This window comes from Pseudomonas sp. AG1028, from assembly GCF_007993955.1.
Lineage (GTDB): Bacteria > Pseudomonadota > Gammaproteobacteria > Pseudomonadales > Pseudomonadaceae > Aquipseudomonas > Aquipseudomonas straminea.
Genome location: NZ_VIVP01000003.1, coordinates 105,906 through 132,859, shown reverse-complemented (window position 1 = coordinate 132,859; position 26,954 = coordinate 105,906). Strand labels below are relative to the sequence as shown.

The 26,954-nt window shown below is 64.8% G+C and carries 19 protein-coding genes and 1 riboswitch; of the genes, 9 read left to right on the top strand and 10 right to left on the bottom strand.

Annotated elements, in window-relative coordinates; all coding sequences use genetic code 11:
- Positions 1 to 75 precede the first annotated feature (75 nt).
- The gene (locus FB481_RS05835; protein WP_147175442.1) at positions 76 to 399 is read right to left on the bottom strand and encodes a hypothetical protein; all 324 of its coding nucleotides are present in this window, start codon (positions 397 to 399) and stop codon (positions 76 to 78) included.
- A 225-nt stretch (positions 400 to 624) separates the two neighbouring features.
- On the opposite strand from FB481_RS05835, the gene ligB reads away from it, so the two are divergent.
- Complete coding sequence (gene ligB / locus FB481_RS05830; protein ID WP_147175441.1) at positions 625 to 2,295, top strand: NAD-dependent DNA ligase LigB; 1,671 nt, start codon at positions 625 to 627, stop codon at positions 2,293 to 2,295.
- A gap of 85 nt (positions 2,296 to 2,380) precedes the next feature.
- On the opposite strand, the gene FB481_RS05825 is transcribed toward ligB, so the two are convergent.
- A complete protein-coding gene (locus FB481_RS05825) occupies positions 2,381 to 2,770 on the bottom strand; it encodes an acyl-CoA thioesterase (protein ID WP_093500481.1) in 390 nt (129 codons plus the stop codon).
- Positions 2,771 to 3,024: 254 nt separating this feature from the next.
- Positions 3,025 to 3,177: riboswitch (S-adenosyl-L-homocysteine riboswitch) on the top strand.
- 81 nt (positions 3,178 to 3,258) lie between these two features.
- Between FB481_RS05825 and ahcY the strand changes: the two genes are divergently transcribed.
- From ahcY to FB481_RS05800, 5 genes are all read left to right on the top strand, one after another.
- A complete protein-coding gene (ahcY, locus tag FB481_RS05820) occupies positions 3,259 to 4,653 on the top strand; it encodes an adenosylhomocysteinase (RefSeq protein ID WP_256662710.1) in 1,395 nt (464 codons plus the stop codon).
- 56 nt (positions 4,654 to 4,709) lie between these two features.
- Complete coding sequence (gene metF, locus FB481_RS05815; RefSeq protein ID WP_093500485.1) at positions 4,710 to 5,552, top strand: methylenetetrahydrofolate reductase [NAD(P)H]; 843 nt, start codon at positions 4,710 to 4,712, stop codon at positions 5,550 to 5,552.
- A 249-nt stretch (positions 5,553 to 5,801) separates the two neighbouring features.
- Positions 5,802 to 7,175, top strand: a complete 1,374-nt coding sequence (ppnN, locus tag FB481_RS05810; RefSeq protein ID WP_093500487.1) for a nucleotide 5'-monophosphate nucleosidase PpnN — start codon at positions 5,802 to 5,804, stop codon at positions 7,173 to 7,175.
- A 69-nt stretch (positions 7,176 to 7,244) separates the two neighbouring features.
- Positions 7,245 to 7,991, top strand: coding sequence for a siderophore-interacting protein (locus FB481_RS05805; protein WP_147175439.1), 747 nt, complete (start codon positions 7,245 to 7,247; stop codon positions 7,989 to 7,991).
- Between the two features lie 239 nt (positions 7,992 to 8,230).
- Positions 8,231 to 10,081: a DEAD/DEAH box helicase gene (locus tag FB481_RS05800; RefSeq protein WP_178109841.1), complete on the top strand. Its 1,851-nt coding sequence runs from the start codon at positions 8,231 to 8,233 to the stop codon at positions 10,079 to 10,081.
- A 98-nt stretch (positions 10,082 to 10,179) separates the two neighbouring features.
- On the opposite strand, the gene FB481_RS05795 is transcribed toward FB481_RS05800, so the two are convergent.
- Together FB481_RS05795 and FB481_RS05790 are read right to left on the bottom strand one after the other, a co-directional pair.
- Entirely contained in the window at positions 10,180 to 10,758 is a 579-nt protein-coding gene (locus FB481_RS05795) for a YceI family protein (RefSeq protein ID WP_093500491.1), read from the bottom strand.
- Positions 10,759 to 10,820: 62 nt separating this feature from the next.
- Positions 10,821 to 11,366, bottom strand: a complete 546-nt coding sequence (locus tag FB481_RS05790) for a cytochrome b (RefSeq protein WP_093500493.1) — start codon at positions 11,364 to 11,366, stop codon at positions 10,821 to 10,823.
- Between the two features lie 265 nt (positions 11,367 to 11,631).
- Here FB481_RS05790 and FB481_RS05785 point away from each other — a divergent pair, with 265 nt between their 5' ends.
- Complete coding sequence (locus FB481_RS05785; protein WP_147175437.1) at positions 11,632 to 13,035, top strand: adenosylmethionine--8-amino-7-oxononanoate transaminase; 1,404 nt, start codon at positions 11,632 to 11,634, stop codon at positions 13,033 to 13,035.
- 45 nt (positions 13,036 to 13,080) lie between these two features.
- On the opposite strand, the gene FB481_RS05780 is transcribed toward FB481_RS05785, so the two are convergent.
- Positions 13,081 to 14,391: an OprD family porin gene (locus tag FB481_RS05780; RefSeq protein WP_147175435.1), complete on the bottom strand. Its 1,311-nt coding sequence runs from the start codon at positions 14,389 to 14,391 to the stop codon at positions 13,081 to 13,083.
- A gap of 381 nt (positions 14,392 to 14,772) precedes the next feature.
- On the opposite strand from FB481_RS05780, the gene FB481_RS05775 reads away from it, so the two are divergent.
- Together FB481_RS05775 and FB481_RS05770 are read left to right on the top strand one after the other, a co-directional pair.
- Entirely contained in the window at positions 14,773 to 15,492 is a 720-nt protein-coding gene (locus FB481_RS05775) for a 16S rRNA (uracil(1498)-N(3))-methyltransferase (RefSeq protein ID WP_147175672.1), read from the top strand.
- Between the two features lie 126 nt (positions 15,493 to 15,618).
- Positions 15,619 to 16,140, top strand: coding sequence for a cytochrome b (locus FB481_RS05770; RefSeq protein ID WP_147175433.1), 522 nt, complete (start codon positions 15,619 to 15,621; stop codon positions 16,138 to 16,140).
- Between the two features lie 36 nt (positions 16,141 to 16,176).
- Here FB481_RS05770 and FB481_RS05765 read toward each other — a convergent pair whose 3' ends face one another.
- The 5 genes from FB481_RS05765 to FB481_RS05745 form a co-directional block, all read right to left on the bottom strand.
- On the bottom strand, positions 16,177 to 16,704 hold the full coding sequence (locus FB481_RS05765; RefSeq protein ID WP_147175431.1) for a bacterioferritin: 528 nt from the start codon (positions 16,702 to 16,704) through the stop codon (positions 16,177 to 16,179).
- Between the two features lie 312 nt (positions 16,705 to 17,016).
- Positions 17,017 to 17,487 (bottom strand): chemotaxis protein CheW, encoded by a 471-nt coding sequence (locus tag FB481_RS05760; RefSeq protein WP_093500507.1) that lies wholly within the window; start codon positions 17,485 to 17,487, stop codon positions 17,017 to 17,019.
- 12 nt (positions 17,488 to 17,499) lie between these two features.
- A complete protein-coding gene (locus tag FB481_RS05755) occupies positions 17,500 to 18,558 on the bottom strand; it encodes a chemotaxis protein CheB (protein WP_147175429.1) in 1,059 nt (352 codons plus the stop codon).
- Complete coding sequence (locus tag FB481_RS05750) at positions 18,555 to 26,051, bottom strand: Hpt domain-containing protein (RefSeq protein WP_147175427.1); 7,497 nt, start codon at positions 26,049 to 26,051, stop codon at positions 18,555 to 18,557. Before FB481_RS05750 ends, FB481_RS05755 begins: the two co-directional genes overlap by 4 nt.
- 14 nt (positions 26,052 to 26,065) lie before the next feature.
- Positions 26,066 to 26,914 (bottom strand): protein-glutamate O-methyltransferase CheR, encoded by an 849-nt coding sequence (locus tag FB481_RS05745; RefSeq protein WP_147175425.1) that lies wholly within the window; start codon positions 26,912 to 26,914, stop codon positions 26,066 to 26,068.
- Between the last annotated feature and the right edge of the window lie 40 nt (positions 26,915 to 26,954).

The following is a 26,954-nucleotide window of genomic DNA, read 5'->3' as shown; positions in this document are numbered from 1 at the left end:
CGGCGGCAACAAAAAAGCCTCCGTGGGTACGACGTCCACGGAGGCTTTTTCATGCCCGCCAGGCGGGCAAATGGATCATTTGCCGAACAGCGAACCCAGGTTCTTCAGGGTTTCGGCGGCAGCCGCGATGTTTTCAGCCTTGCCATCGCCCTGCTGGGCAACCGGAGCAGAGCTGCTTTCGGCGTTGGCGCCGAGCTGGTCGCAACTGCCTTCGACCTGGGCGAGGGTGTCATCGGCCTGTTTGTTGCCGAGCAGACCGGCCAGTTGCTTGACCTGGGCGATCTTGTCGGCGTTGGCAGCCATCTTCTGCTGACACTTGAGCTGATTGTTATCGGCAGCGTGGGCGAACGAGCTGGCAACGGCCAGGGCGGCGGAACACAGCAGAATGGAAATGCGCATGAGCGTCTAGACCTCCAAAGATGAGGCCCGGCAATACATCCCGCCGCCGGGCAAGTCCTTTTGGTGTGTGCGGGGCCGCAACTTTAGCATCGGACATTTTCCGCAACAAATAGCCGGGCGCTGGAAATGTCGGCCAATGCGCACTTTCCAGAAGACTCTGGTTTGCGGCCTGAAGGTGCGGCGACTAGCCTGCAGATTCATCGCCCGAGCAAGGATGCTCCGCCCATGAATGCCTGGATCGCTGTCTGCATTTCCCTGTTACTGCCCGCCGCCGCCCTCGCCGACGCCTGCCCGCCACAGACGCCAGCCCATGATCGCCAAATCGCCGAACTCGCCGCCCAGATCGCGCAGTGGGACGATGCCTATCACCGCCAGGGCCGCTCGCTGATCAGCGATGAGCTTTACGACCAGGCCCGCGCCCGCCTCGAACAATGGCAGCGCTGCCGCAATGATGCCGGCGCCGCCAATCCGCTGAGCGGCGCCGGAGGCCCCGTGCAGCATCCCGTGGCGCAGACCGGGCTGCGCAAACTGACGGACGAGCGCGCTGTCGAACAGTGGATGGCCAGCCGCGACGACCTGTGGATACAACCCAAGGTCGACGGCGTGGCAATCACCCTGCGCTATGAAGGCGGCCAGCTGCGGCAGGTAGTCAGCCGTGGCGACGGCAACAGCGGCCAGGACTGGACGCACCAGGCTGCACAGATCGCGGCCATCCCCAAGCAACTGAGCGAGCACGGCGAGTTGATTCTGCAAGGCGAGCTTTACCTCAAGCGACCGGGCCATGTGCAGGCCCGTGAAGGCAGCGCCGCCGCGCGCAGTACGGTGGCGGGCCTGATGGCCCGTCAGCAATTGCAGCAGGACCAAGCGGCCAGCATCGGCCTGTTCGTCTGGGACTGGCCCAATGGCACAAGCGATATGCAACAGCGCCTGGAAGGCCTGGGGCGGATGGGTTTCGAGGACAGCAGCGTTTACAGCCAGTCGATTGGCACGCCCAACGAAGCCCAGTATTGGCGCGAGCAGTGGTATCGCAATCCGCTGCCCTTCGCCACCGACGGCGTGGTACTGCGCCAGGGCCAGCGCCCTAGCAGCGATCGCTGGCGCGCTGAACCGCCGCACTGGGCAGCGGCCTGGAAGTATCCGGCCAGCGAAGCGCTCGCGCTGGTCGAGGCGGTCGAATTCAGCATCGGCCGTACCGGGCGCATCACGCCGCTATTGCGCCTGCAGCCGGTAAAACTCGATGACCGCACCATTCGCGTGGTCAGTGTCGGCTCGCTGGAGCGCTGGCGACAATTGGACATTCGCCCGGGCGATCAGGTCGCCATTCGCCTGGCCGGACAAACCATTCCCCAGTTGGAAAGCGTGGTACTGCAAAGCGCCACTCGCCCAGTGCTGGAGATACCGCACGAGGATGACTATCACGCCCTGAGTTGCCTGCGCGCCTCGCCCGCGTGCGCCAGCCAGTTTCACGCTCGCCTCACCTGGCTCAGCGGCAAGCAGGCGCTGAACCTGACGGGCATCGGCGCCGGTACCTGGCAGAAACTGCTTGCGGCGCAGCACCTCGATGGCCTGCTCGACTGGCTGCATCTGGATTCAGAAAAGCTGATTACGGTGCCAGGTATTGGCCCGCAAGGCGCCAGGGCGCTCGGTCAGCGCTTTGCCGAAGCGCGGCAGCGGCCCTTCCACGACTGGCTGCGCGCACTGGGTGCACCGGTGAACCCGGACAGCCTGGCCGCCGATAGCTGGCGGCAAATGCAGCAACGCAACCTCGCCGACTGGCAGACGCTACCCGGTATCGGCCCGACCCGCGCGACCCGGCTGCAAGCGTTTTTCCAGCATGAGGACATCGTCGCGCTGGCCGAGCAGTTGGGCGAAGCGGGCGTGGCGGGCTTTCAGTAGCGGCGAAAGCGCTGGCTGACCGACACCGCTGGCCTGGCCCATGGCCTTGCCATGGGGCGCCGATCAGCGGCGGGCGGGCACAGGCTCAATCCTTGATTTGATCCTTGATGTAGGTGATTTCGGTCTTGCCATGTGGCACTGGCTGACCGTCCTCGCCGAGATTCACGAAGACCATCTTGTCGATGGTCAGGATGCTCTTGCGGGTGATCTTGTTGCGCACTTCGCAGCGCATGGTGATCGAGGTGCGGCCAAAATCGGTGGCGGTGATGCCCAGTTCGATGATGTCGCTCTGCCGCGCCGAGGAAACGAAGTTGATCTCGGAAATCAGCTTGGTCACCACGCGTTGGCTGCCCAGCTGGATGATGGCGTAGATCGCCGCCTCCTCGTCGATCCACTTGAGCAGGCTGCCACCAAAGAGCGTGCCGTTGGGATTGAGGTCTTCTGGCTTTACCCACTTGCGCGTATGAAAGTTCATGCACCCTCCTGTCCGTCGTTCCATTGGCCGTAATGATCGCAAAGATTGGCGAGTGGATCATTGCCGCGCTATCGATAATGGTTATCGACACAGGCTATCGGGCCGGGTTCAGCGAGGCTGGCGACGAACGTGCGTCACGCCTGTCGGCATCCGCCGAGAAACGCCGATAAGCGCGATGGAAAACCTTGGGCTCGCGCGCCGGCGCGGCTATAATCGCCCAGTTATACGCGCCCGCTACCGGGCGTTCCCGCCACCTGTCCGAGGGGCGCTGCAGCAACCTGAAAGATTTGTTTCGAATCCCAAAGCCCTGTATTCCCACAATGCTTATCGGCAGATTCGAATCAACCTTTCAGGCTGTCAGGCTCGGATGGGGCGTTTAGCAAACGCATCAACGGCGCCCACTCGACAATCGTGTGACACCTGCGCGTCATCCGACGCTGGCAAGGTTGCACCTGTCGACAGCAGACAACCTAATGGAGAGTTACTGCATGAGCGCTGCTTTCAACGACTACAAGGTCGCCGACATTTCCCTGGCCGACTGGGGCCGCCGCGAGCTAATCATCGCCGAATCCGAGATGCCGGCACTGATGGGCCTGCGCCGCAAGTACGCCACCAGCCAACCGCTCAAGGGCGCCAAGATCCTCGGCTGCATCCACATGACCATCCAGACCGGCGTGCTGATCGAGACGCTGACCGCCCTGGGCGCCGAAGTGCGCTGGTCGTCCTGCAACATCTTCTCCACCCAGGATCAGGCCGCTGCCGCCATCGCCGCCGCCGGCATCCCGGTATTCGCCTGGAAAGGCGAGACCGAGCAGGAGTACGAGTGGTGCATCGAGCAGACCATCCTCAAGGACGGCCAGCCGTGGGACGCCAACATGGTGCTGGACGACGGCGGTGACCTGACCGAGATCCTGCACAAGAAATACCCGCAGATGCTCGAGCGCATCCACGGCGTGACCGAGGAGACCACCACCGGTGTGCACCGCCTGCTCGACATGCTCAAGGCCGGCACCCTGAAAGTCCCGGCGATCAACGTCAACGACGCGGTCACCAAGAGCAAGAACGACAACAAGTACGGCTGCCGTCACAGCCTCAACGACGCCATCAAGCGCGGCACCGACCACCTGCTGTCGGGCAAGCAGGCGCTGGTCATCGGCTACGGCGACGTGGGCAAGGGCTCGGCCGCTTCGCTGCGCCAGGAAGGCATGATCGTCAAGGTTTCCGAGATCGACCCGATCTGCGCCATGCAGGCATGCATGGACGGCTTCGAGCTGGTTTCGCCGTACATCGACGGCCGTAACGACGGCACCGACGCCTGCATCGATAAGGCGCTGCTGGGCAAGATCGACCTGATAGTCACCACCACCGGCAACGCCAACGTCTGCGACGCCGGCATGCTCAAGGCCCTGAAGAAGCGCGCTGTGGTCTGCAACATCGGTCACTTCGACAACGAGATCGACACCGCCTTCATGCGCAAGAACTGGGCATGGGAAGAGGTCAAGCCGCAGGTGCACAAGATCCACCGCACCGGCGCCGGCAGTTTCGACGCTGCCAACGACGACTACCTGATCCTGCTGGCCGAAGGCCGCTTGGTGAACCTGGGCAACGCCACCGGCCACCCGAGCCGCATCATGGACGGCTCGTTCGCCAACCAGGTACTGGCGCAGATCTTCCTGTTCGAGCAGAAGTTCGCTGACCTCTCCGCCGAGAAGAAAGCCGCGCGCCTGACCGTCGAAGTGCTGCCCAAGAAGCTGGACGAAGAAGTCGCCCTGGAGATGGTCAAGGGCTTCGGTGGCGTCGTCACCCAGCTGACCAAGCAGCAGGCCGACTACATCGGCGTGACCGTCGAAGGTCCGTTCAAGCCGGACAGCTACCGCTACTGATAGGCGGTACGCGGCGCGGGCCCGAGGTCCGCGCCGCGTAGCCCGAAGGAATCGTCATGTCTCAGAAACGCCCCAACGTCAGCTTCGAATTCTTCCCGACGAAGACCGATGCCGGACACGAGAAACTGCTGAATACCGCGCGAGAGCTGGCCGGCTACAACCCGGACTTCTTCTCCTGCACCTACGGCGCCGGTGGCTCCACCCGCGACCGCACCCTCAATACCGTGATGCAGCTCGACAGCGAAGTGAAGGTACCGACGGCGCCGCACCTGTCGTGCGTTGGCGACAGCAAGGCCGAACTGGTCGAGCTGCTCAACCTGTACAAGAGCAAGGGCATCAACCGCATCGTCGCCCTGCGCGGTGACCTGCCGTCGGGCATGGGCATGTCCAGCGGTGAGCTGCGCCACGCCAACGACCTGGTCGAGCTGATTCGCGCGGAAACCGGTGATCACTTCCATATCGAAGTGGCGGCCTATCCGGAGATGCATCCCCAGGCCCGCAATTTCGAGGACGATATAGCCAACTTCGTGCGCAAGGCCAAGGCCGGCGCCGACAGCGCGATCACCCAGTACTTCTTCAACGCCGATTGCTACTTCTACTTCGTCGAGCGCGTTCGCAAGCTGGGCGTCGATATCCCGGTGATCCCGGGCATCATGCCGATCACCAACTACAGCAAGCTGGCGCGCTTCTCCGACGCCTGCGGCGCCGAGCTGCCACGCTGGGTTCGCAAGCAACTGGAAGCCTACGGCGACGACACCCAGAGCATCCAGCGCTTCGGCGAAGAGATGATCACCGGCCTGTGCGAACGCCTGATCGAAGGTGGTGCACCCGGCCTGCATTTCTACACCCTCAACCAGGCCGCCCCCAGCCTGGCGGTTTGGAAGAACCTGCAGGGCTGATACCGGCCTCGGAGGCCGCGAAAGAGCGAACTTTCGCGGCCTTTTTCTTTCCTAACAGGCGACGAAATCCACTGCACCAGCCAGTTGCATGGACCTGTCAGCCGCGTACCCGTTGACCCGAAGCCCCCTGCTGGTCGACAGTACAGGCGCCCGGATGCCCCAACAGGGGGCATGACTGCCGGGACGAATTCATCAATGCGCGATCAGCCAGGATCGGCTCGAGTTGTCGCGCTACCACGGGATGCCTGCATGCTCACTCGCCAGAAAATCAACGCCTCGGTATCGCCGAAAGGCAGCCTGGAAACCCTCTCCCAGCGCGAAGTCCAGCAACTGCGCGAGACCGGCTCGGGCAGCGTCTACGCGCTGTTTCGCCAGTGCGCCCTGGCGATCCTCAACACCGGCTCGCACAGCGACAACGCCAAGACCATCCTCGAGGCCTACCCGGACTTCGAAGTGAAGATCCACCAGCAGGACCGCGGCATCCGCCTGGAGCTGATCAACGCCCCGGCCGACGCCTTCGTCGACGGCGAGATGATCGCCAGCACCCGCGAGATGCTGTTCAGCGCCCTGCGCGACATCGTCTACACCCAGAGCGAACTGGAGAACAAGCGGGTCGACGTGGACAGCTCCAGCGGCCTCACCGACTACGTGTTCCACCTGCTGCGCAACGCCCGCACCCTGCGCGCCGGCGCTGAGCCGAAGATGGTGGTGTGCTGGGGCGGGCACTCGATCAGCACCGAGGAATACAAGTACACCAAGAAGGTCGGCCACGAACTGGGCCTGCGTGCCCTGGACGTATGCACCGGCTGCGGCCCGGGCGTGATGAAGGGGCCGATGAAGGGCGCCACCATCTCCCATGCCAAGCAGCGCATCGTCGGCGCCCGCTACCTGGGCCTGACCGAGCCGGGCATCATCGCCGCCGAGGCGCCGAACCCGATCGTCAACGAGCTGGTGATCCTGCCGGACATCGAAAAGCGCCTGGAAGCCTTCGTGCGTCTCGGCCACGGCATCATCATCTTCCCGGGCGGCGCCGGCACGGCGGAGGAATTCCTCTACCTGCTGGGCATCCTCATGCACCCGGACAACGCCGAGCTGCCCTTCCCGCTGGTGCTCACCGGCCCGAAGAGCGCCGAGCCTTATCTGCAGCAGCTGCACGACTTCATCGGCGCCACCCTGGGCCGCGAAGCGCAGAACCGCTACGTGCTGATCCCCAATGACCCGGCTGCCGTGGCCCGCCATATGGCGGCCGGTATCAAGGCGGTCAAGCAGTTCCGCCGCGAGCGTAACGACGCCTTCCACTTCAACTGGCTGCTGAAGATCGACGAGAGCTTCCAGCACCCGTTCGAGCCGACTCACGAAGCCATGGCGGGCCTCAACCTGACTCGCGAGCAGCCGACCCACGAACTGGCCGCCAACCTGCGCCGCGCCTTCTCCGGCATCGTCGCCGGCAACGTCAAGGCCCACGGTATCCAGCTCATTGAGGAGCACGGCCCCTACGAGCTGCGCGGCGACAAGAGCATCATGCAGCCGCTGGATCGTCTGCTGCAGGCGTTCGTAGAGCAGCACCGCATGAAGCTGCCCGGCGGCTCGGCTTACGTGCCCTGCTATCGCGTCGTCAGCTAAACCGTCGAAGGTGAGGGGTCAGCGCCCTTCGCCGCTTGGCTCAAACAGCCGCCTGCACAGGAGTATCCGATGGCACGTCCGGCTCCCCGCACCCTTCAGGTCATTGCCTCCACCCAGGTCACCCCGCACATGCTGCGCGTGACCTTGGGAGGCGGTGAGATCGACAGCTTTCCGGCGGATCAGGAAAGCGCCTACATTAAGCTGATGTTTACCGCCCCGGGCAGCGACAAGAACCTGGTACGCACCTACACCGTGCGCCAGCAGCGTGCCGACCAGTTCGACGTCGACTTCGTGCTGCACGAGGATGCCGGCCCGGCCTCGCAATGGGCCATGGCCGCCAGGCCTGGCGACAGCATCCTCGTCGGCGGGCCGGGGCCGAAGAAGCTGGTCGACAACAGCGCCGACTGGTTTCTGGTGATCGGCGACATGACCGCCCTGCCGGCGATCAGCGTGAACCTTGAACAGCTGCCCGCCGATGCCCGTGGCCATGCGGTGATCGAAGTGATCGACGCCCAGGACATTCAGCCGCTGCGCCATCCCGCTGGCGTCGAGCTGCACTGGCTGATCAACCCGCATCCGGGCCAGAACCCGCAGCTGCTGGTCGACCACGTGCGCCAGCTCGCCTGGCTGCCGGGCCGCCCGAGCATCTGGGCAGCCTGTGAGTTCAGCGGCATGCGCGCGCTGCGCCAGCACTTTCGCGAGGAGCGGCAGATCGACCGCAAGGACCTGTACATCTCCAGTTACTGGAAGCTGGGCAGCAGCGAAGATCAGCACAAAACCGTAAAACGCGAGGACGCCGAGGCGCAGGGCGAGTGATCGCCAAGGCCACCGGCCAATCGCTGTAACCCCCGAGTGACAAGGGATAGCGCGACACCGATTGGCGGCAAGTTGTGCCCAACCCCGCCAATCCTGTTACACTCGGGCCTTCCCGCCAGGCTTGCGCCCGGATGCTGCCCCCAGTGGCCAGCAGTACCGGACGGGATTGCACGCCCCACGTGCGATTCAAGCCAGGCACTACACCTATAGGGCCACGCCCTCACCAGACAGGATTGCACATGTCCTTTGCCTCCCTCGGTCTCTCCGAGGCTTTGGTCCGCGCGGTCGAAGCCGCCGGCTACACCCAGCCCACTCCGGTGCAACAGCGGGCCATCCCCGCCGCGTTGCAAGGTCGCGACCTGATGGTGGCGGCCCAGACGGGTACAGGTAAGACAGGCGGCTTCGCCCTGCCGATCCTCGAGCGGCTGTTCCCCAACGGCCATCCGGATCGCGAACAGCGCCACGGCCCGAAACAGCCCCGCGTGCTGGTGCTCACCCCCACCCGCGAACTGGCTGCCCAGGTGCATGACAGCTTCAAGCTGTATGCCCGCGATCTGAAATTCGTCAGCGCCTGCATTTTCGGCGGCGTCGGCATGAACCCGCAGGTGCAGGCCCTGGCCAAGGGCGTCGACGTTCTGGTCGCCTGCCCGGGCCGCCTGCTCGACCTGGCCGGGCAAGGCAGCGTCGATCTGTCCCACGTGGAAATCCTCGTGCTGGACGAAGCCGACCGCATGCTCGACATGGGCTTCATCCACGATGTGAAGAAAGTCCTCGCCCGCCTGCCGGCCAAGCGTCAGAACCTGCTGTTCTCGGCGACCTTCTCCAAGGACATCACCGACCTCGCCAGCAAGCTGCTGCACGACCCCGAGCGCATCGAGGTAACGCCGCCGAACACCACGGTCGAGCGCATCGAACAGCGCGTGTTCCGCCTGCAGGCCAGCCACAAGCGCGCCCTGCTCGCTCACCTGGTCACCGCCGGTGCCTGGGAACAGGTGCTGGTGTTCACCCGCACCAAGCACGGCGCCAACCGCCTGGCCGAGTACCTGGAAAAACACGGCCTGACCGCTGCCGCGATTCACGGCAACAAGAGTCAGAATGCCCGTACCAAGGCCCTGGCCGACTTCAAGGCCAACAAGGTGCGCATCCTGGTCGCCACGGACATCGCCGCCCGCGGCCTGGACATCGACCAGCTGCCCCACGTGGTCAACTTCGAGTTGCCCAACGTCGAGGAAGACTACGTGCACCGTATCGGCCGTACCGGTCGTGCCGGCCGTAGCGGCGAAGCCATCTCCCTGGTCGCGCCGGACGAGGAAAAGCTGCTCAAGAGCATCGAGCGCATGACCAAGCAGAAGATCCCGGACGGCGATCTGATGGGCTTCGATGCCAGCAAGGTCGAGGCCGAGCGCCCGGAAGTACGCGAGCCGCAGAAGCCGCGCCAGCCGCGCGGTGCCAAGGCCGAAGGCGAGCGCCAGAATGGCGGCCGTCGCGACAAGGGCAAGGATGGCGGCAAGGCCAAGAGCCAGCCCCAGGCCAAAGCCAAGCCGGCCCGCGGCCAGCAGCCGCGCAGCCAGGCACGCCCGGCACCGGCTGCAGGCGCTCCCGCCCTGCCACCGGATCGCGCGCCGGATGAATTCCGCGACGACGATATCGACAACTTCGGCAACCGTGTCGACTACGTACCGACCCAGAACAAGCCCCAGGGCCGTGGCCGTCGCCAGGGCGGCGGCCAGAATGCTGGCGGCGCCGGTCAGGCACCGCGCGGTCAGGGCAAGGGCCCACGCACCGGCGGTGGCGGCAGCGCCAATGGCGGCGGCAAACGTCAGGGCCAGGGTCAAGGCGGCGGTCGTGGCCGTGGCGGCGACAACCGTAGCCGTGGCGCGCGTGACAACGTCGTCACGTCGCTGAACCGCGACGAGCTGCCACGCCGTGAAGGCCCGCGTCGCGACGCCCCCGAGAAGCAGCCGATCATCATGCACAAGGCTTCGCGCAGCGACCGTTTGCCGACCGCCGAACAGCTCGATCAGTTGCCGAGCAGCCGTCCGCGTGGCGAGAAGCCCGCTCTGCTGACCCGCAACCGCGACAGCGAGTGACGGCCTCTTGAATACCGGGGCTTGCGGCCCCGGTATTCAAAAGCTCCACAAACAAAAACGCCGGCTCAGAGCCGGCTTTTTTGTTTCTAGCGTAAGACTTACTTGCGCACACCTTCTACGGAGATGATCAGCTCGACTTCCTGCGAAGCCGGGCCCAGATCTTTCTCGATGTTGAAGTCCTTCAATTTCAGCTTGGTGCTGCCCTCGAAGCCGGCACGGTAGCCGCCCCATGGGTCCTTGCCTTCGCCGATGAACTTGGCAGCGATCACAACCGGCTTGGTCACGCCGTTGAGGGTCAGGTCGCCAGTGATGTCGGCAGCGCCCTGGCCAGTCGACTTGACCGACGTGGACTTGAAGGTCGCGGTCGGGTTCTTGCTGACGTTGAGGAAGTCGGCGCTGCGGATGTGCTTGTCGCGCTCCGCGTGGTTGGTGTCGACACTGTCGGTCTTCAGGGTTACGTCGACCTTGCTGGCCTCGGGGTTCTTCTCGTCGAAGCTGAAGGAGCCGTCGAAATCCTTGAAGGTGCCGTACAGCCAGCTGTAGCCCAGGTGGCTGATCTTGAAATTGACGAAGGCGTGCTGGCCTTGCTTGTCGATGGCGTAGTCGGCAGCCATTGCCTGGCCAGCGCCCAGCAGAGCGGTACCCAGCGCCAGTGCAGCGAAAGTCTTCTTCAACATGGGAACTCCTTGTGAGATGAAAATGGATGGCGCTGCAGAGCAACGCCGAAACCGCAGGAAGATCAGCGCCCGAAGATACGCAGCAAGGTGCGATCACGGTCGATGAAGTGGTGCTTCAACGCAGCCAGGCCATGCAGGACCGCAAAGATCACGATAGCCCAGGCCAGGTATTCATGAATCAGGCCGGCGACATCCCCCTGATTGGGAATGCTGGTCACGCTCGCCGGCACCTCGAACCAGCCGAACACGCTGATGCTCCGGCCATCGGCGGTGGAGATCAGGTAGCCGGAAGTCATCAGCACGAACAGCCCCAGGTACAGGAAGCCATGCCCCAGCTTGCTGGCCACTCGCGTCAGCCGACCATGCTCCGGCAGCGCCGGCGGCGGCGGGCTGACCAGGCGCCACGCCAGGCGCGCCAGCATGACGATGAACAGCAGGATACCGATGCTCTTGTGAATATTCGGCGCCGTCTGGTACCAGCTGCTGTAGTAGCTCAGCCCGACCATCCAGAAGCCCAGTGCGAACAACCCGAATACCGCGATGGCCACCAGCCAATGCAGGGAAACGCTGATGAGACCGTAACGAGAGGTAGAATTACGCCACTGCATGGCCTGATTCCAAGAATTGAGTTGGACAGAGATTAGCAACAAACCTATCGAGTAATAGCAGAAATTGTTGCTGTGAAATATCGAGAAAGGCGATAGCTGAACACCATCACCAGAAGCCAAGGAGCTTAGTCCCTGACGCATCCGAGCCGTTCAACGCCTCGCACCCGAACGGTCACTTTCAGCGGATCGACGGTGGCGGACGGCGGAAAACGGCAGGCGCGCGCATCTGATAGGCTTGCCCGCTGACAATTGGGAGAGCGGCTCGATGAGTAACCAACACTGGATGCAGCGTGATCTGGACGTCCTCTGGCACCCTTGTACACAGATGAAGGACCACGAGCGCCTGCCACTGATTCCGATCCGTCGTGGCGAAGGTGTGTGGCTGGAGGACTTCGAGGGCAAACGTTATCTGGATGCCGTCAGTTCCTGGTGGGTCAATGTATTCGGCCACGCCAACCCGCGTATCGGCGAGCGCATCAAAGAGCAGGTCGACCAGCTCGAGCACGTGATGCTGGCCGGCTTCAGCCATCAGCCGGTGGTCGAACTATCCGAGCGGCTGGTACAGATCACGCCGCCGGGGCTGAGCCGGGTGTTCTACGCCGACAACGGTTCCTCGGGCATCGAGGTGGCGCTGAAGATGAGCTTTCACTACTGGCTCAACAGCGGCCAGCCTGCCAAGAAACGCTTCGTGACCCTGACCAACAGCTACCACGGCGAAACCGTGGCGGCGATGTCGGTGGGCGACGTGGCGCTGTTCACCGACACCTACAAGGCGCTGTTGCTCGACACCCTCAAGGTGCCGAGCCCGGACTGCTACCTGCGCCCGGACGGCGTGAGCTGGGAAGACCACTCACGGACGATGTTCGCCGCCATGGAGCAGACGCTCGCCGAACACCACCATGAAGTGGCGGCAGTGATCGTCGAGCCCTTGATCCAGGGCGCCGGCGGCATGCGCATGTACCACCCGATCTACCTCAAGCTGCTGCGCGAGGCTTGCGACCGCTACGGCGTGCACCTGATCCATGACGAGATCGCCGTCGGTTTCGGCCGCACCGGCACGATGTTCGCCTGCGAGCAGGCCGGCATCACCCCGGACTTTCTGGTGCTGTCCAAGGCGCTCACCGGCGGCTATCTGCCGATGGCCGCGGTGCTGACCACCGATGAGGTCTACGCCGCGTTCTACGACGAGTACGCCACCCTGCGCGCCTTCCTGCATTCGCACACCTATACCGGCAACCCGCTGGCCTGCGCCGCCGCCCTGGCGACCCTGGATATCTTCGAGGAGGACGGCGTGATCGAGGCCAACAAGCGGCTCGCCGCGCGCATGGCCAGCGCAACCGCACACTTGGTCGATCACCCCCACGTCGCCGAAGTGCGCCAGACCGGCATGGCCCTGGCCATCGAAATGGTGCAGGACAAGGCTGGCAAGGTCGCCTATCCCTGGCAGGAACGCCGTGGCCTCAAGGTGTACCAGCACGCCCTGACCCGCGGCGCCCTGCTGCGGCCGCTGGGCAGCGTGGTGTACTTCCTGCCGCCCTACGTGATCAGCGAAGAGCAGATCGACTTCCTCGCTGACGTGGCCAGCGAAGGCATCGACCTGGCCACCCGCACTTCGGTCAGCGTGCCGGTTGGCGACACCCGCTATCCGGGCTTCCGCGATCCGGGCTGACGGCACCGGCAGGTGGGCATGCCCCCACCTGCCGTCATGCCTTGCTCAGAGCACGCTCAGCGGGTACTCGACGATGAAACGCACCTGATCGGAATCCACATCCGAGGTTCCGGAGATACGATGCGTGGCCTGGCGCAGACGGAACTTGAGGTCCTTGGCCGCGCCGCTCTGCACCACGTATTGCACGTTCACATCGCGCTCCCAGTGCTTCTCGTTGTCGGCGTAATAGGCGTAGGGGCTGGACGCGTCCATCTTGCTGCCATCGACGTTGTCACCGCGGATGTACGAGACGTAGAACGACAGCCCCGGCACCCCGTAGCTGGCCAGGTCCATGGCGTAGGTAGCGCGCCAGGAGCGCTCGCCCGGGCCGTTGAAATCCACCAGTTGCGACGAGTTGGCCAGGTAGATGGAGTCTTGCGCACCGCCGCCGCCGAGCGTCAGGTAGTCGAACGGCTGATCGCCATGCACCCGTTGGTGGGCGATGGTGAAGGTATGCGCTCCGATCGAGTAGGCAGTGGCCAGCGACCAGGCGGTGACGTCGATGTCGCCGGCGACCGACTTGCCCTCATCCAGCGTCCGATAGATGTTGAAATCGAAGTTCAGCGCCTGCTGGTCATCGATTGCCAGGTTGTAGATGGCGTTGCCGTAGTACTGACGCCACAAGTCTTCATAGCGCGAGGCGTAGGCACTGAAACTCAAGGCATCGCTGGCGACCCAATTGGCCCCGACATAATCGACACTGCCGCCTTCGGCCCCCGGCGCGTAGGTGCTGTAGAAGCCATCGCGGCTACCGGCCTGGTTGAAATCCTTGGACGAGGTGAAATGGCCTGCGTCGATGATCAAGTCATCGATCTCGGCGCTGGTCAGCTGGAAACCGGTCGCGGTGGCGGGCACCAGGCGGGCGTCGGCGACCGCGATCACCGGGTTGTAGGGCCGCAGCTGGCCATACTTGAGTTCCGAATTGGAAATGCGCATTTTCACGGCGCCACCGAGGGTGCCGAACTCGTCGTCGGCCTGGTTGGTGGACGAGTCCACCGGCAGCAAACCGGAGCCTGACCGCCCTCGCCCGCTGTCCAGCTTGATGCCCATGTAGGCATTGAGATCGACGCCAAAACCGACGACGCCCTGGGTATAGCCCGAGCTGTATTCGAGGTGAAAACCCTGGCCCCATTCGCGGTTGTCCTGGGCTCCGCTCGCATGGCGATCCATATGCCAGTAAACGTTGCGGGTCAGCAGATTCAGCGTGCTGTCTTCGAGAAACCCCTTGGATTCGGCCTGGTTCGCCTGAGCGGTGGAAATGGCCAGAAGACTGGCGCTCAGCGCCATCAACGATAATCCGGTACGTTGCACGATCATTATTATTCCCTATGCGTGGAATGTAGCGGCGGATAGTCCGCCCTTGAAACAGGATGGGCTGCAGCGCCCACGCCGCAGCACGGCAACAGGTTTCCCCTGCCTGACGTGCGTTCGCGTTAGCCACCCACCCCTTGGTCAGCCCTGCGGTGTTGAAGCGCCCCGGGAATGCGGCCCGGGAGCAAGGCCGTTCTTTTTTACCCTATGGCCAATGGACGCATCGTCGCAACCCTCGAGGCACCGAGCGGCGTTGCCGTTCACCAACCGCGAGCGACTCACGCCAACCGCCGCGCGGCCTGCAGCAACGCCGCGGTCATCGACGGCCTGCAGAAAAACCACCATCCGGTTATGCTTGCCACCCTCAGCCCATATCCGCCACCGACCATGCGCCTTTCCCGCTTCTTCATCGACGCCCCCCTTTCCCTTGGCCAACACGAGCTGCCCGAGGCCCAGGCCCACTACATCGGCCGGGTGCTACGGCACGCCGCGGGCGACGCGGTGCAACTGTTCGATGGCAGCGGTCAGGAGTTTCTCGGCGAGCTGGTCGAGGTAGGCAAGAAGACGGTGCGCGTCGAGCTGCGCGAGCAGTTCGCCGGGCAGGCGGAGTCGCCCCTGCACATCCACCTGGGCCAGGGTCTGTCCCGTGGGGAGCGTATGGACTGGGCGATCCAGAAGGCCACCGAGCTGGGCGCCCAGGTGATCAGCCCGATCATCAGCACGCGCTGCGAAGTACGCCTGAAGGATGAGCGCACCGACAAGCGCATGGCCCACTGGCGCCAGGTGGCGATCAGCGCGTGCGAGCAATGCGGGCGTTCGGTGGTTCCGCTGATTCATCCCCCCATCGTTCTCAACGACTGGCTGCAGCAAACCCAGGCGGATCTCAAGCTGGTGCTGCACCCTGTTGCCGAACCGCTGAGCAGCCATGCCAAACCCGCGTCACTGGCCTTTCTGATCGGCCCCGAGGGTGGCCTGACCGATGCCGAAGTCGAGCAGGCAAAAGGCACCGGCTTCCATGCAGCGCGCCTGGGGCCGCGCGTACTGCGCACCGAAACCGCGCCGGTGGCGGGCTTGGCGTTAGCTCAGCACTTGTGGGGCGATTTCTAAGAACCTGTTCAAAGTCCACTCTGTCGGCGTGGAGACAGCGCATCGCGCAAAGCCGCAAGAAACCTGAGGCCAATTGGCTATCATCAGCAGACGGCCCGTGCGCACCGGGCATGATGAGAGCCCACCATGAATGACCGCTATTCAGGCACCCAGATCGCCCTGCACTGGCTCAGCGCTCTGCTGGTCATCTGCACCCTGTCGCTGCCTTATGCCCAAGATCTGGTTGCCGATCTGCTCGGCGGCACTGGCGGGGTATTCACCCTGCACAAATCCCTGGGCCTGAGCATTCTGCTGCTGACCGTGCTGCGCCTGCTGGTGCGTGCTCGGCAAGGCACACCACAGTTGTTGGCCAACCACGCACGCTGGCAGCGCACCGCGGCGAAGCTGGGCCATGGCGTCCTTTATGCGCTGTTGCTGGCGATGCCCCTGAGCGGCCTGCTGTTCGGCAAGCGGCCAGTGGAAATGTTCTGGTTGATGACCATCGACCCGTTGCCGGTTTCCGATGCAACCCGCGCCCTGGCCCGCCAGTTCCATCTGACGGCCAAGTACCTGCTGTTCGCGTTGATTCTGGGCCACGCCTGTGTGGCGCTCTGGCACCACTACGGGCTGCGCGACGGCGTGCTACGCGCGATGCTGCCGCGCCGCTGATCGCCGGGGCGTTGAATGCGCGCCCCGGCGGACGCCTCAGAGGTCGTCGAGGATATCGGCCATATCGTCGGCGTGTTCTTCTTCCTGGGCAAGGATGTCTTCGAAGATGCGTCGCGTGGTCGGATCATCGTTGCCGAGGAAGGCAATGATCTCGCGATAGCTGTCGATGGCGATGCGCTCGGCCACCAGATTCTCGGTCACCATCTCCTTGAGCGAACTGCCCGCGACATACTCGGCGTGGGAACGCGCGGTCAGCGTCGCCGGGTTGAAATCCGGCTCGCCACCAAGCTGGGTGATGCGCTCGGCCAGCTTGTCGGAGTGCTCCAGCTCCTGCTGGGCATGTTCGAGAAACTCGGCCGCCGCCACGCTGGCCTTGAGGCCGCTGGCCATGTGGTAGTGGCGCTTGTAGCGCAGGTAGCAGACCAGCTCGGTGGCCAGCGACTCGTTGAGCAGGCGCAGCACGGTTTCACGGTCGGCCGTGTAGCCCTCGGTGATCGCTCCGGATTCGAGGTGCTGGCGGGCACGCTGGCGCAGAATGCTGATATCGGTAAGAGGGGTGCTCATGGCTTTTCTCCATCGGCTTACGGTTGAGTGCGCCAGCTCTGCTGGCCGGCGTCACTCGTGTGTGAGTCGCTGCGAAGAAGAAAAGTTTGACCTGTTTCTGAGTGTTACTGCTGTTTCGTCTGTGGCCTAGAACCTGTTCAAAGTCAGCTGCGCGTCGGCAATGCGGCATTAAAGACAGGCTGGATTGCCAGCCCAGTCGGACTGCTCATTTACAGATCGTAAAGTCGAGCGCGACTCCGACCGGTCCTCGCCTGTTTTTGCGGGGCCGCCTAGGCCTGCTTTGCTCTAGCTCGCGAGACTTTGAACAGACTCTTAGATCAGCTCGGCATCGGCAAGCAGTTGCTCGAGACCTTCGAGATCGGGGATGCGCAGCACGACGTCATCCACCTTTACCGCCGCCAGCTCCAGCGGCGCCAGTTCGGCATCGGCACGTGGCAGATCCTCGGTCACTCGCAGGGAGCGTGGAATTCCTTGCACCAGCAGAGCAATGAATTTGACGTTGGCGCGCCCGCCCAGGGCGTTGAGGATGGCGATCCGCGCGCCACTGCCGACCACCGGCTGCCCGCCACTGGCGGCCTCGAAGCTCAGCAACGGCAGGCTCAGATCGCGCCAGGCCACCTGACCGAGAAACCAGTCCGGCATACCGCCCATGGCCGGTGGCGCGCGATAGGGAATCAGCTCGGCCACCGCCACGTTGGGCAGCAGCAGCGTGCGATCGGCCAGCGGCACGACCAGACCGGTCAGGCTGCTGACGCTGTTCTGGGTAGCGACGGCTTGGCTCATGAAAACATCCTGTCAGACAGCGAACGAGGTGGAAGAAGACTGCCGCTCAGTGGCGCACTGCTCGGCAAGGTGCTCGACCAGCGCCGCGGCCAGCTCCCGCGGATCGGCGGTGAAGCTGCTGTAGCCGCCCTCGCGCAGGCTGTCGGGCATGCTCGAGCAGGCGCAGCTTTCGGCCCGCTGCGTCCAGATAATGCCGCCCTGGCGCTTCACGTAGGCGGCGGCGGCGCTGCCATCGCTACCCATACCGCTGAAGGCGATCACGCCACTGCTGGCAGCGTAACGCTGGGCCAGGTTGAGCATCATCTGATCGATCGACGGGCTGTAAGGCTCCGGCCAGGGGCGCGCGGCGATACGCATCACGCCATCATCGGTGAAGGTCAGCTCGTTGCTGATCGGCACCACCACCACGTCGCCGCAGCGCAGGGTGTCGCCATCACGCACGTTGCCAACCCGCCACTGGCTGTGACGGCCAACGGCCTGGGGCAAGGTGGTTTCGAAGCTGGGGTCGATGTGCTGGGCATACAGGAAGGCCACCGGCAGACCGCCCGGCAGCGCATCGAGAAACGCCTTCACCGCCGCCGGCCCCCCGAGCGACGCCGCCAGCAGCCAGACCTGACGGGCCGGCTCGCCGGCCTGCAGCGGGGTATCGGCCAGCACCGCTGGTAAGTCGATGCGCTCAGGGCGCTGCGCCTCGGCCAGCAGGCTTTCGAGGCCGCCACCGGCAGTGGCCAGGGCGGGATCACCGACCAGCTTCTTCAGCTTGCCGACCAGCCGGCGCTCCCAGCGCGGGTAGTTTTCCGAGCTGCGCTCAGGCGCATGGCCTTCGCCGAACAGCACCGGCACCTCGGCATCAGCGAGCAGCGTATCGATCAGCGGCAGATCCTCGGACTGCACCAGGTCGACCAGCCACAGGTCCGCTTCACAGGCCCACAGCGCCGCATCATCGAGGCGCTCGGGGTCGCTGTTGAGCACGACCTGGTAGCCGTTGCTGCTCAACGCCTGCTGCAGCACATGGCGCTGCAGCGAGGTGTCGGCGATCACTGCAATACGCGCTGCACTGGATGGATTCATGGTCGTTTCGTCCACTTCTCGATGGAGTCGAGCAGCAGCGACTCCTGGTACGGCTTGCCGAGGTACTCGTTGACGCCGATGCTCATCGCCCGCTCGCGGTGTTTCTCACCGGTACGCGAGGTGATCATGATGATCGGCAGGTCCTTGAGGCCTTCATCGTGGCGAATCAGGTTGGCGACCTCGAAGCCGTCCATGCGTGGCATCTCAATGTCCAGCAACATGATGTCGGGGCGATGCTCCTGCAGCTGGGCGATGGCGTCGACCCCGTCCTTGGCGGTCAGCACGTTCATGCCGTTGCGTTCCAGCAGGCGGCTGGTGACCTTGCGCACGGTGACCGAGTCGTCCACCACCATGACCAGGGTCGGACGCTCGACCTCGACCTCTGCCACGGCGCCAGCATCGGCGGACAGGCGCGGCCGCACCTGATACTGCAGGTGGGCGTGCAGCTCGCGGATGGTCGCCAGCAGGTCGAGAATCACCACTACGCGACCATCACCGAGGATGGTCGCCCCGGAAATACCCGGCACCGTGGCGAACTGCGGGCCGAGGCTCTTCACCACGATCTCCCGCGAACCGGCCAGGGAGTCCACCTGCACGGCCACGGCGTGCTCGCTGGAGCGCACCAAGATCACCGGCAACGGCAGGCTCTGACCGACCAGTTTGGGATGCTGGCCGTTGTTGAGCAGATCGCCCAGGTAGCGCAGTTCGTAAGCCTGGCCGGCGTATTCGAAACGCGGCGCATCGGGACCGTAGTAGCTTTCCAGCTCGTACGGCGAAACCCGCACGATACCTTCGATGGTGTTGAGCGGAATGGCGTACAGGTCTTCACCGGACAGCACCATCAGCGCACGGTTGACCGATACGGTGAACGGCAGACGAATGCGGAAGGTGGTGCCTTCGCCGATCACCGAGTCGATGCTCATCGAGCCGCCGAGTTGCTTGACCTCGGCGTTGACCACGTCCATGCCGACGCCACGCCCGGAAATCTGCGTGACCTTCTCGGCGGTGGAGAAACCGGCTTCGAGGATGAACTGCAGGATCTCGTGTTCGCTGAGGTCGGAGCCGGCATCCATCAACCCACGCTCGATGGCCTTGCGGCGCACCGCATCGAGATTGATGCCGGCACCGTCGTCGCTGAGCGTCAGCACGATGTCGCCGCCTTCGCGGCCCAGTTCTAGGCGAATGCTGCCCTGCTCCGGTTTGCCGGCCTTGGCCCTCAACGCGACGCCTTCGATACCGTGGTCGACGGCATTGCGCAGCATGTGCTCCAGGGGCGCGACGATGCGCTCCAGCACCGTGCGGTCCATCTCGCCATCAGCGTTGCCGACGGTGAATTCGACCTGCTTGCCGAGCTCGCTGGCCACCTGGCGCACGATACGGCGCAGACGCGGTACCAGGCGGTCGAACGGCACCATGCGCGTACGCATCAGGCCTTCCTGCAGCTCGGTGTTGACCCGTGCCTGTTGCAGCAACAGGGTTTCCGCATCGCGGTTACGCGAGGCCAGGGTTTCCTTGAGGTCCAGCAAGTCGGAGGCCGACTCGAACAGGGCACGCGACAACTGCTGCAGCTGGGAATGGCGGTCCATCTCCAGCGGGTCGAACTCCTCGTAACCGGCGCGCTCGGCCTCAGCCTGGTAGCGGCTGAGGATCTGCGCCTGGGTTTCGGTGTCCAGGCGGCGCAGCTGGTCGCGCACCCGGTCGATGGTGGCTTCCATCTCGCTCAGGGTGAAACCGAAGTCGCTGACCTGCTGCTCCACACGGCCACGGAAGATCGAGGTCTCACCGGCCAGGTTGACCAGGCCTTCGAGCAGATCGGCGGGCACCTTGACCAGTTCCTGCGGGGCACGCCGCGAGGCGGCCTCCTCGGCGGCCACTTCGGCGCGCTGCACGAAGGGCAGCACGCGGTTTTCGGTCGCGACCACCGGCTGCTCGCTGGCAGCGACGATGGAGGTCGCCGTGCGTACCACCGGCTGCGGCTGCGGCTGCTGCGGCTCGGCGGCTGGTCGTTCGTCCTCGGGTTGCTGCTGCAGGCGCAGACGCAGCTCGTCGAGACTCTTCTGCAGACCTTCGAAGCCGGACTGCACGTCGAGGAACAGGCTATCCGGCCAGGGCGCGCCTTGCGTCTGCGCTTCGGTCAGGTGCTGTTCCAGGTCGTGGCTCTGGTCGCCCAGCTGCTTCTGCCCGGCCAGGCGTGCACCGCCCTTGAGGGTATGCAGGATGCGCAGCAGATCGTCGATGCAGCTGGCATCGTCACGGCGCTCTTCCCAGCGGCCGATGCCGGCTTCCATGGCTTCGAGCAGATCGTCGGCTTCTTCCAGGAAGATATCGAGGATTTCGTCGCCATCGGCATCGAACGTTTCCTGCGGCGCGGCATGCATCGGCACGGCGCGCGGCATGCTCAGTTGCTCGTCCGGGTTGGCACGCAGGCGGCGAATGGTTTCGATCAGCTCGTCGCCATTGGGTACCGCGCGCTGCGAGCGCACCGCGTCGAGCATTTCGGCGAGGCGGTCGTGGCAGGCGTGCAGCAGCTCGAACAGCATCGGGCTGGGGCGCAGGCGGCCGTTGCCGAGGTCCTCGTAGAGGAACTCCAGCTCGTGGGCCAGATCGCCGATCTCACGGATCTCGGCCATCCGCGCACCGCCCTTGAGGGTGTGCAGGTCGCGCTGCAGGGATTCCAGATCGAGGCTGTTGTCGACGTCGTCCATCCAGTGCGTCAGGGCCGCGCCGGCGCTGTCGATGATGTCGAAACCTTCCTCGAGAAAGATCTCCACCAACTCGGGGTCGCGGTCGCTGTGCACCGTGGCTTGCGGAGCGGGCTCAGCGCGCACCACCGGCGGCTCGACGATTTCCGCGACGGGCTCGGCGGCCGGCGCTTCGGGCTCCGGTTCAGGCCAGGCATCCGGGTGCTCGACCGGCTCGGCCACGATCGATGTCTCGGGCTCGCCAGGTTGCTCATCCTGGCCGCCGCGCTGGCGGAATTGGCGAATGGCTTCGACCAGCTCATCGGCAGGCTGCGCCGGCTGATGTGCCTGCAGGCTGGCGAGCATATCGCCGAGCCGTGCATGGCCCTGCTGCACGCTGTCGGTGGCGAACGGGGAAACGCCGTAACGGCGATCCACGAGGCCTTCGTAAAGGGCTTCCAGCTCATGGGCCAGGGCGCTGATCGGCGTCACGCCGGCCATGTTGGCGCCGCCCTTGAGGGTGTGCATGTCGCGCTGCAGCGACGAGGCAAGGCTGCGGTTGTCGGGCTCGGCCAGCCAGCGCTGCAGATTGCCGGCGGCGCTGTCGAGGATGTCCACCGCCTCTTCGAGGAAGATCGACTCCAGTTCGTTGTCATCCGACTCGGCTGCGTTTACGGCGCCTTCGAGCGGCTCGTCGGCTACTTCAGACGCTTCCAGTGCACGGGTCGCCTCTTCCAGCTCGACCACCTGCAGGCCCGGCACGTCGCCGGACAGCAGAGCCAGCTTGGCCGGATCCAGCGCTTCATCGAGCAGCGCACGCAAGGCGGCCACGCGTTCGGGGCTGGGCGTGACTTCGAGGCCGGCCGCGACCTGATCCATCATGCTGACCAGCGCTTCGTGGGCGTGCTCGGCTTCGTCGAAGAAGCGCTCGCTGACCGCCAGGCTGCCGTCTTCCACGGCGCCGTAGATATCCAGCAGCGCCTCGCAGAGCTCGTCGATCTGCGGCAGCTCGGCCATTTCCGCGCCGCGGCCCAAGGTGGTCAGCTCTTCCAGCAGGGTATTGAGTTCCTGGCGCTCGGACGGCTGCGTGCGCCAGCGGCGCAGCAGGTCTTCGGCGTCCAGCAGGATGTCCATGCCTTCGGCCAGGAAGATGCTGATCAACTGCGGATCGCGGCTCTCGCCGTGTTCGTCCTGGCGCTGGCTCTGGGCGTGTTCGAGGCGCTGCTCGTGCAGCTGGCGAACGCGCTCCAGGAAGGCGTCGGTGCCAGGGATCGGGCGCAGCGGGTCGTTTTCCAACTGGGCCAGGCCCTGGCGGAACAGCGCCTGGGCTTCGACCAGCACCTCGGCTTCGGCCAGGTCCAGCGGCACCAGGTTGACCTTGAACTCCTTGACCATCTTCTCCAGCGGCGCTGCCACTTCGGCCATCGGCAGAATGCCGGCCATGTAGGCGCTGCCCTTGAGCGTGTGCAGGGCGCGCTGCAGGTCGTCGGTGACCGGCTGCGGCATCTCCCGGGCGCAGTCATCGAGGAATGCGGCCAGGGTGTCGAGGTGGGTTTCCGCCTCGTTGCGGAATATCTCCAGCAACTGCGGGTCGAGCCCCGCCGGTTCCTCATGCACAGGTTGCGGATGAACAGGTGCGGCAGCCTCGATCTCGCCCGCGGGCTCGGCTACCGCAGCAGCCGGGGCGTCATGCTTTGGGAGGCTCAGCCCTTTGGCCAGCGCATGGGCGTCGGCCGCCAGGCGGTCGACATCGTCACGCTGACGCTGGGCCTGGGCGGCGAACTCGTCGACCAGCTCGGGCGTCAGCGCCACGACCTGGTTGATCACCTGCTTGACCTCGTCACCCGGCAGGATGCTGCGGTCGAGCACGCGGTTGAGCAGGTTTTCGATGGACCAGGCCAGCTCGCCGATGACCAGCGCACGCACCATGCGGCCACTGCCCTTGAGGGTGTGGAAGGCGCGGCGAATTTCGGTCAGGGCCTCACGATCCTCGGTGTCGGCACACCAGCGCGGCAGGAATTCGGCGATGGTTTCCAGCACCTCGCCAGCTTCCTCGATAAAGACTTCACGCAGTTCTTCATCGATGGGCTCTTCATCGGCAGGCGGCGGCAGCAGGCTGGGCGGCACATCCGCCGCCGGCGGGTTGATCGCCTGCACAGGCGCGGCCATCACGTCGGCCATGGACAGCGGTTTCTCGGCAGCCGGCTCCTCGACTACAGGCGCTTCGGGCAGGCCGGGTAGCTCGACTTCCGGCAGTTGCAGCTCGTCGAGGTCGACTTCGTTCCACTGCGGCTCGTCGCCGGCATCCAGATCCAGGGATTCCAGTTCCAGCGGCTGCTCTTCGAAACCCTGGTTCGGCAGATCGAGGGCCGGCAACTCGGCGACGGTCGGCTCGGCATCGACAGATTCGAGATCGCTTTGCAGCTCGTCCAGCGACCACAGCTCATCCTCGGCACGGCCGTGCGGCTCGGGCGCGGCGGCCGGCTGATCATCGAGATCGAAGGACCACTCGTCATCGGCGACGGAAGCGGGTTGCTCGGCAACCGGTAAAGTCTCCAGCTCACCAAGCTCCAGCGGCTCGGCGGAGAGCAGGAAGTCGTCATCCTGCCTCGCGGTGCTCGGCGCTTCGTCCAGCAGCTCGGCGTCATCCAGCGACCAGGCGTCGTCGGCCACCGCGGCCTTGGCATCGGCGTAAGGGTCGTCGTCTAGTTCGCTAAGGTCGAGTGCGTAGGGGTTGGTCGCGGCGTCGCTTGGCTCAGGCGTCAGCGCCAGGGGCTGCTCGTCGGCCAGCGACCAGCTGTCGGCTTCTGCAGTCTCGACCAGCGTCTCGGTCGCCTGCTCGCCAGGCTCGATCACCTCGTCATGCAGTTCAGGCAGCTCGGCAGCTTGCTCCTCCTGCGGCCAATGCGTATCGGCCACATCGCCAGCCAGGTCGACCGGCTCACTGGCCAGCTGCGGCTGTTCGAAAGCCGGCTCGTCCAGCACGGGCAGCTCGGCGACCGGTTCAGCCGCGGTATCCGAGTCAGCGCTTTCGATAGCGGGCGCGGCCAGCACGTCGATATCGTGCAGCGGGTCGTCCAGCGGCGCCGGCTCGTCCTCGGCAGGCGCATCGAGAATCGACGGCGCGTCCTGCAGCGGATAACCCAGCGCCCCGAGGCTTTCCTCGGCGACGTCGAGAATCAGATCACCCTGGGTGGCGTGGTCTTCGGACAGACGCTCCAGGTAGTACTCCACGCTGGTGATGGCATCGGCCAGGGTGTCGAGGTTCTGCCAGTTCGGCACCGCCTTGCGGGCCAGCAGCTGTTCCTGGATATAGCGGTTGCAGGCATTGAGCAGCGCCGCGGCGCGCTCCAGCGGAATCATCGCCAGACCGCCACGCACCTGGGTCAGCAACTCCGGCACGCGGGCCAGGTGGTCGTGGTTCCACTGCGAGGCGATGAACTCGATAATCGCGTCCTTGGCCTGTTCCAGGCCGGTGCGCGCTTCCTTGATCACCAGCTGATGAATCTGCCCAACATCAGTGGTCGGCAGGTGGCTTTCTTCACGCTTGTTGCCGTCGTTCTGGCCGACCATGCCGGTCAGGGTCGCTTCGACGTAGAGCAGCGCACCGGCGACGTCCATCAGCACGGCGTCGCTCGGCGACTGGGCGCCCTCGGTCAGGGCGCGTACCACGTCGAGCTGGTCGACGATGACCTTGCGCGGCTGGGCAAAACCGAGCACGGCCAGGGTATCGGCGATCTGCTTGAGCGGCACCGAGAGGGCCTGCAGTTCGCTGACCTGAGAGCGGTCGCTGCGCACGAACAGGTCGAGGCTGTCCTTGACCCGCACCAGCTCTTCACAGAGCGCGCCAACCACCGAGCGCATGGCATCGCGGTCGGGGCCGGCCAGGCGGGCACGCTCTTCATCGACCACGCCATCGTCGGGCAGCGCTTCGTCGAGGTTGTAGCGCTCGCGCAGCACCTGGTTGCGCGGCGACTGCGGCGAGGCCTTGGCGACGTAGAACAGCAGGTTCTTGGTGAGTTCGTCCGGAGCACTCTGGTTGATGCCGTCGGCGCCCTGTTCGGTCAGGCGCTTGAGTTCCTTGTCGACCTGGCGCAGCAACGTGCGCACCGAGGTGCCGTTGGCGATGCTGCCGTTGGACAGGCCTTCGACGACGCCGGAAGCGATCTGCCACAGCGACTCGAGGGGCGAGTGCTTGCACAGGGTTTCCAGGCGTGCGAACACCCGCGCCATGTAGCCGAGGTTGGTGTCCATGTCCTGCTGGCGAATGACGCCTACCAGCGCCACCTGCAGCATCTGCCGCAGCTTGCGCAGCAGGGTCGGTAGCTCTGCGGTGCGCAGCTGGGTCAGCGACTCGGGCGACAGCGCCGCAGCACGGGCGGATAGGTCAGGCGAGAACAGGCTGGTTTCCGACAGCAGCTTCTCGCCCCGCGCGGCGCGCAGGTCGTTGAGCAGCGGCAGCACCACCATGGGCAGGTCACGGCGTGCGGTCTGGATGCGGTCCAGGTACACCGGCAGCTGCAGGATGGCCTGCATCAGCACTTCCAGCGCTTCGCCCTGGTTGGCCACGCGGCCGTCGATCAGCGCCTGGGACAGGTGCTCCATTTCCTCGGCGAGCAAGGCCGCGCCGAAGAACTCGACCATCTGCAGGGTGCCGTGAACCTGATGCACGTAGGTCTGGCAGAAGCGCATGCGTGTCGAATCCTGCGGATTCTCGACGAACGCCTCCAGTGCCTGTCGCGCCTGCTTCAGGGTTTCCGCGATTTCGCCCTTGACCCACTCCAGGGCGACATAGTCGTGCCGATCACCCATACACACTCCGTCTCTTAGCCCTTGCGGGTATACGCCAGCACTCGCTCATCGGCCACCGGAAGCATGTCCGGATGCTGCCAGCCGACCACTTCGCCCACCCCGATCACCAGCAAGCCACCTGGCGCCAGGCACTCGGCCAGGCGGTTGAGGATCTCGCGGCGTCGCCAGCGGCGGAAATAGATCAGCAAGTTCTGGCAAAAAATAACGTCCATGCCGGTCATTGGCGCCTTGTCCAACTCCAGCACGTTGAGCCTGGCGCAGCACACCCGTGCGGCCAGTTCCGGCAAAACCTTGAAACATCCATCGCCATGCTGCGCGAAATAGCGCGCACGCAGCGCTTCGTCCATGGGTTGCAGCCTGCGTCCGTCGTACAAACCCTCCCGGGCCTTGGCCAGGGCGCTGCGGCTGATATCGGTGCCGGTAACGCCAAAGCGCCCCTCAGATCCCAGCACTTCGCTGGCGCCGATAGCCAGCGAATAGGGCTCCTCACCGCTGGAGCAACCCACGCTCCAGATCGCCAGGGGCCTGTCCAGCCCCTGCTCACCGCGCCGGGCAAGGTACGCCTGGTACACCTCGAACGACGCCGGATGCCGGTAGAAGCGGGTTTCCTGTACGGTCAGCCGATCCAGCAGATTGGCCCATTCCACGGCACCGCGCGGGCCATCGGTGACCTGCCGGTAATAGGCGGCATAGTCGGCGATGCCCAGTTCGCGCATGCGCGTGCTCAGGTTGGTCTGCAGGAAGATGCGGCGCTGTTCGTTGACCACCATGCCCAGGCGCGACTCCAGCAACTGTTGCCAGTCGCGGAACTCGTTGGCGGACATGTCCGCCACTGGCTGCAAGGCCCAGACGCCTGACTGCATGTTGAAGCCCTCGCTCGAGCACCCGCCCGCCGCCTGGTGC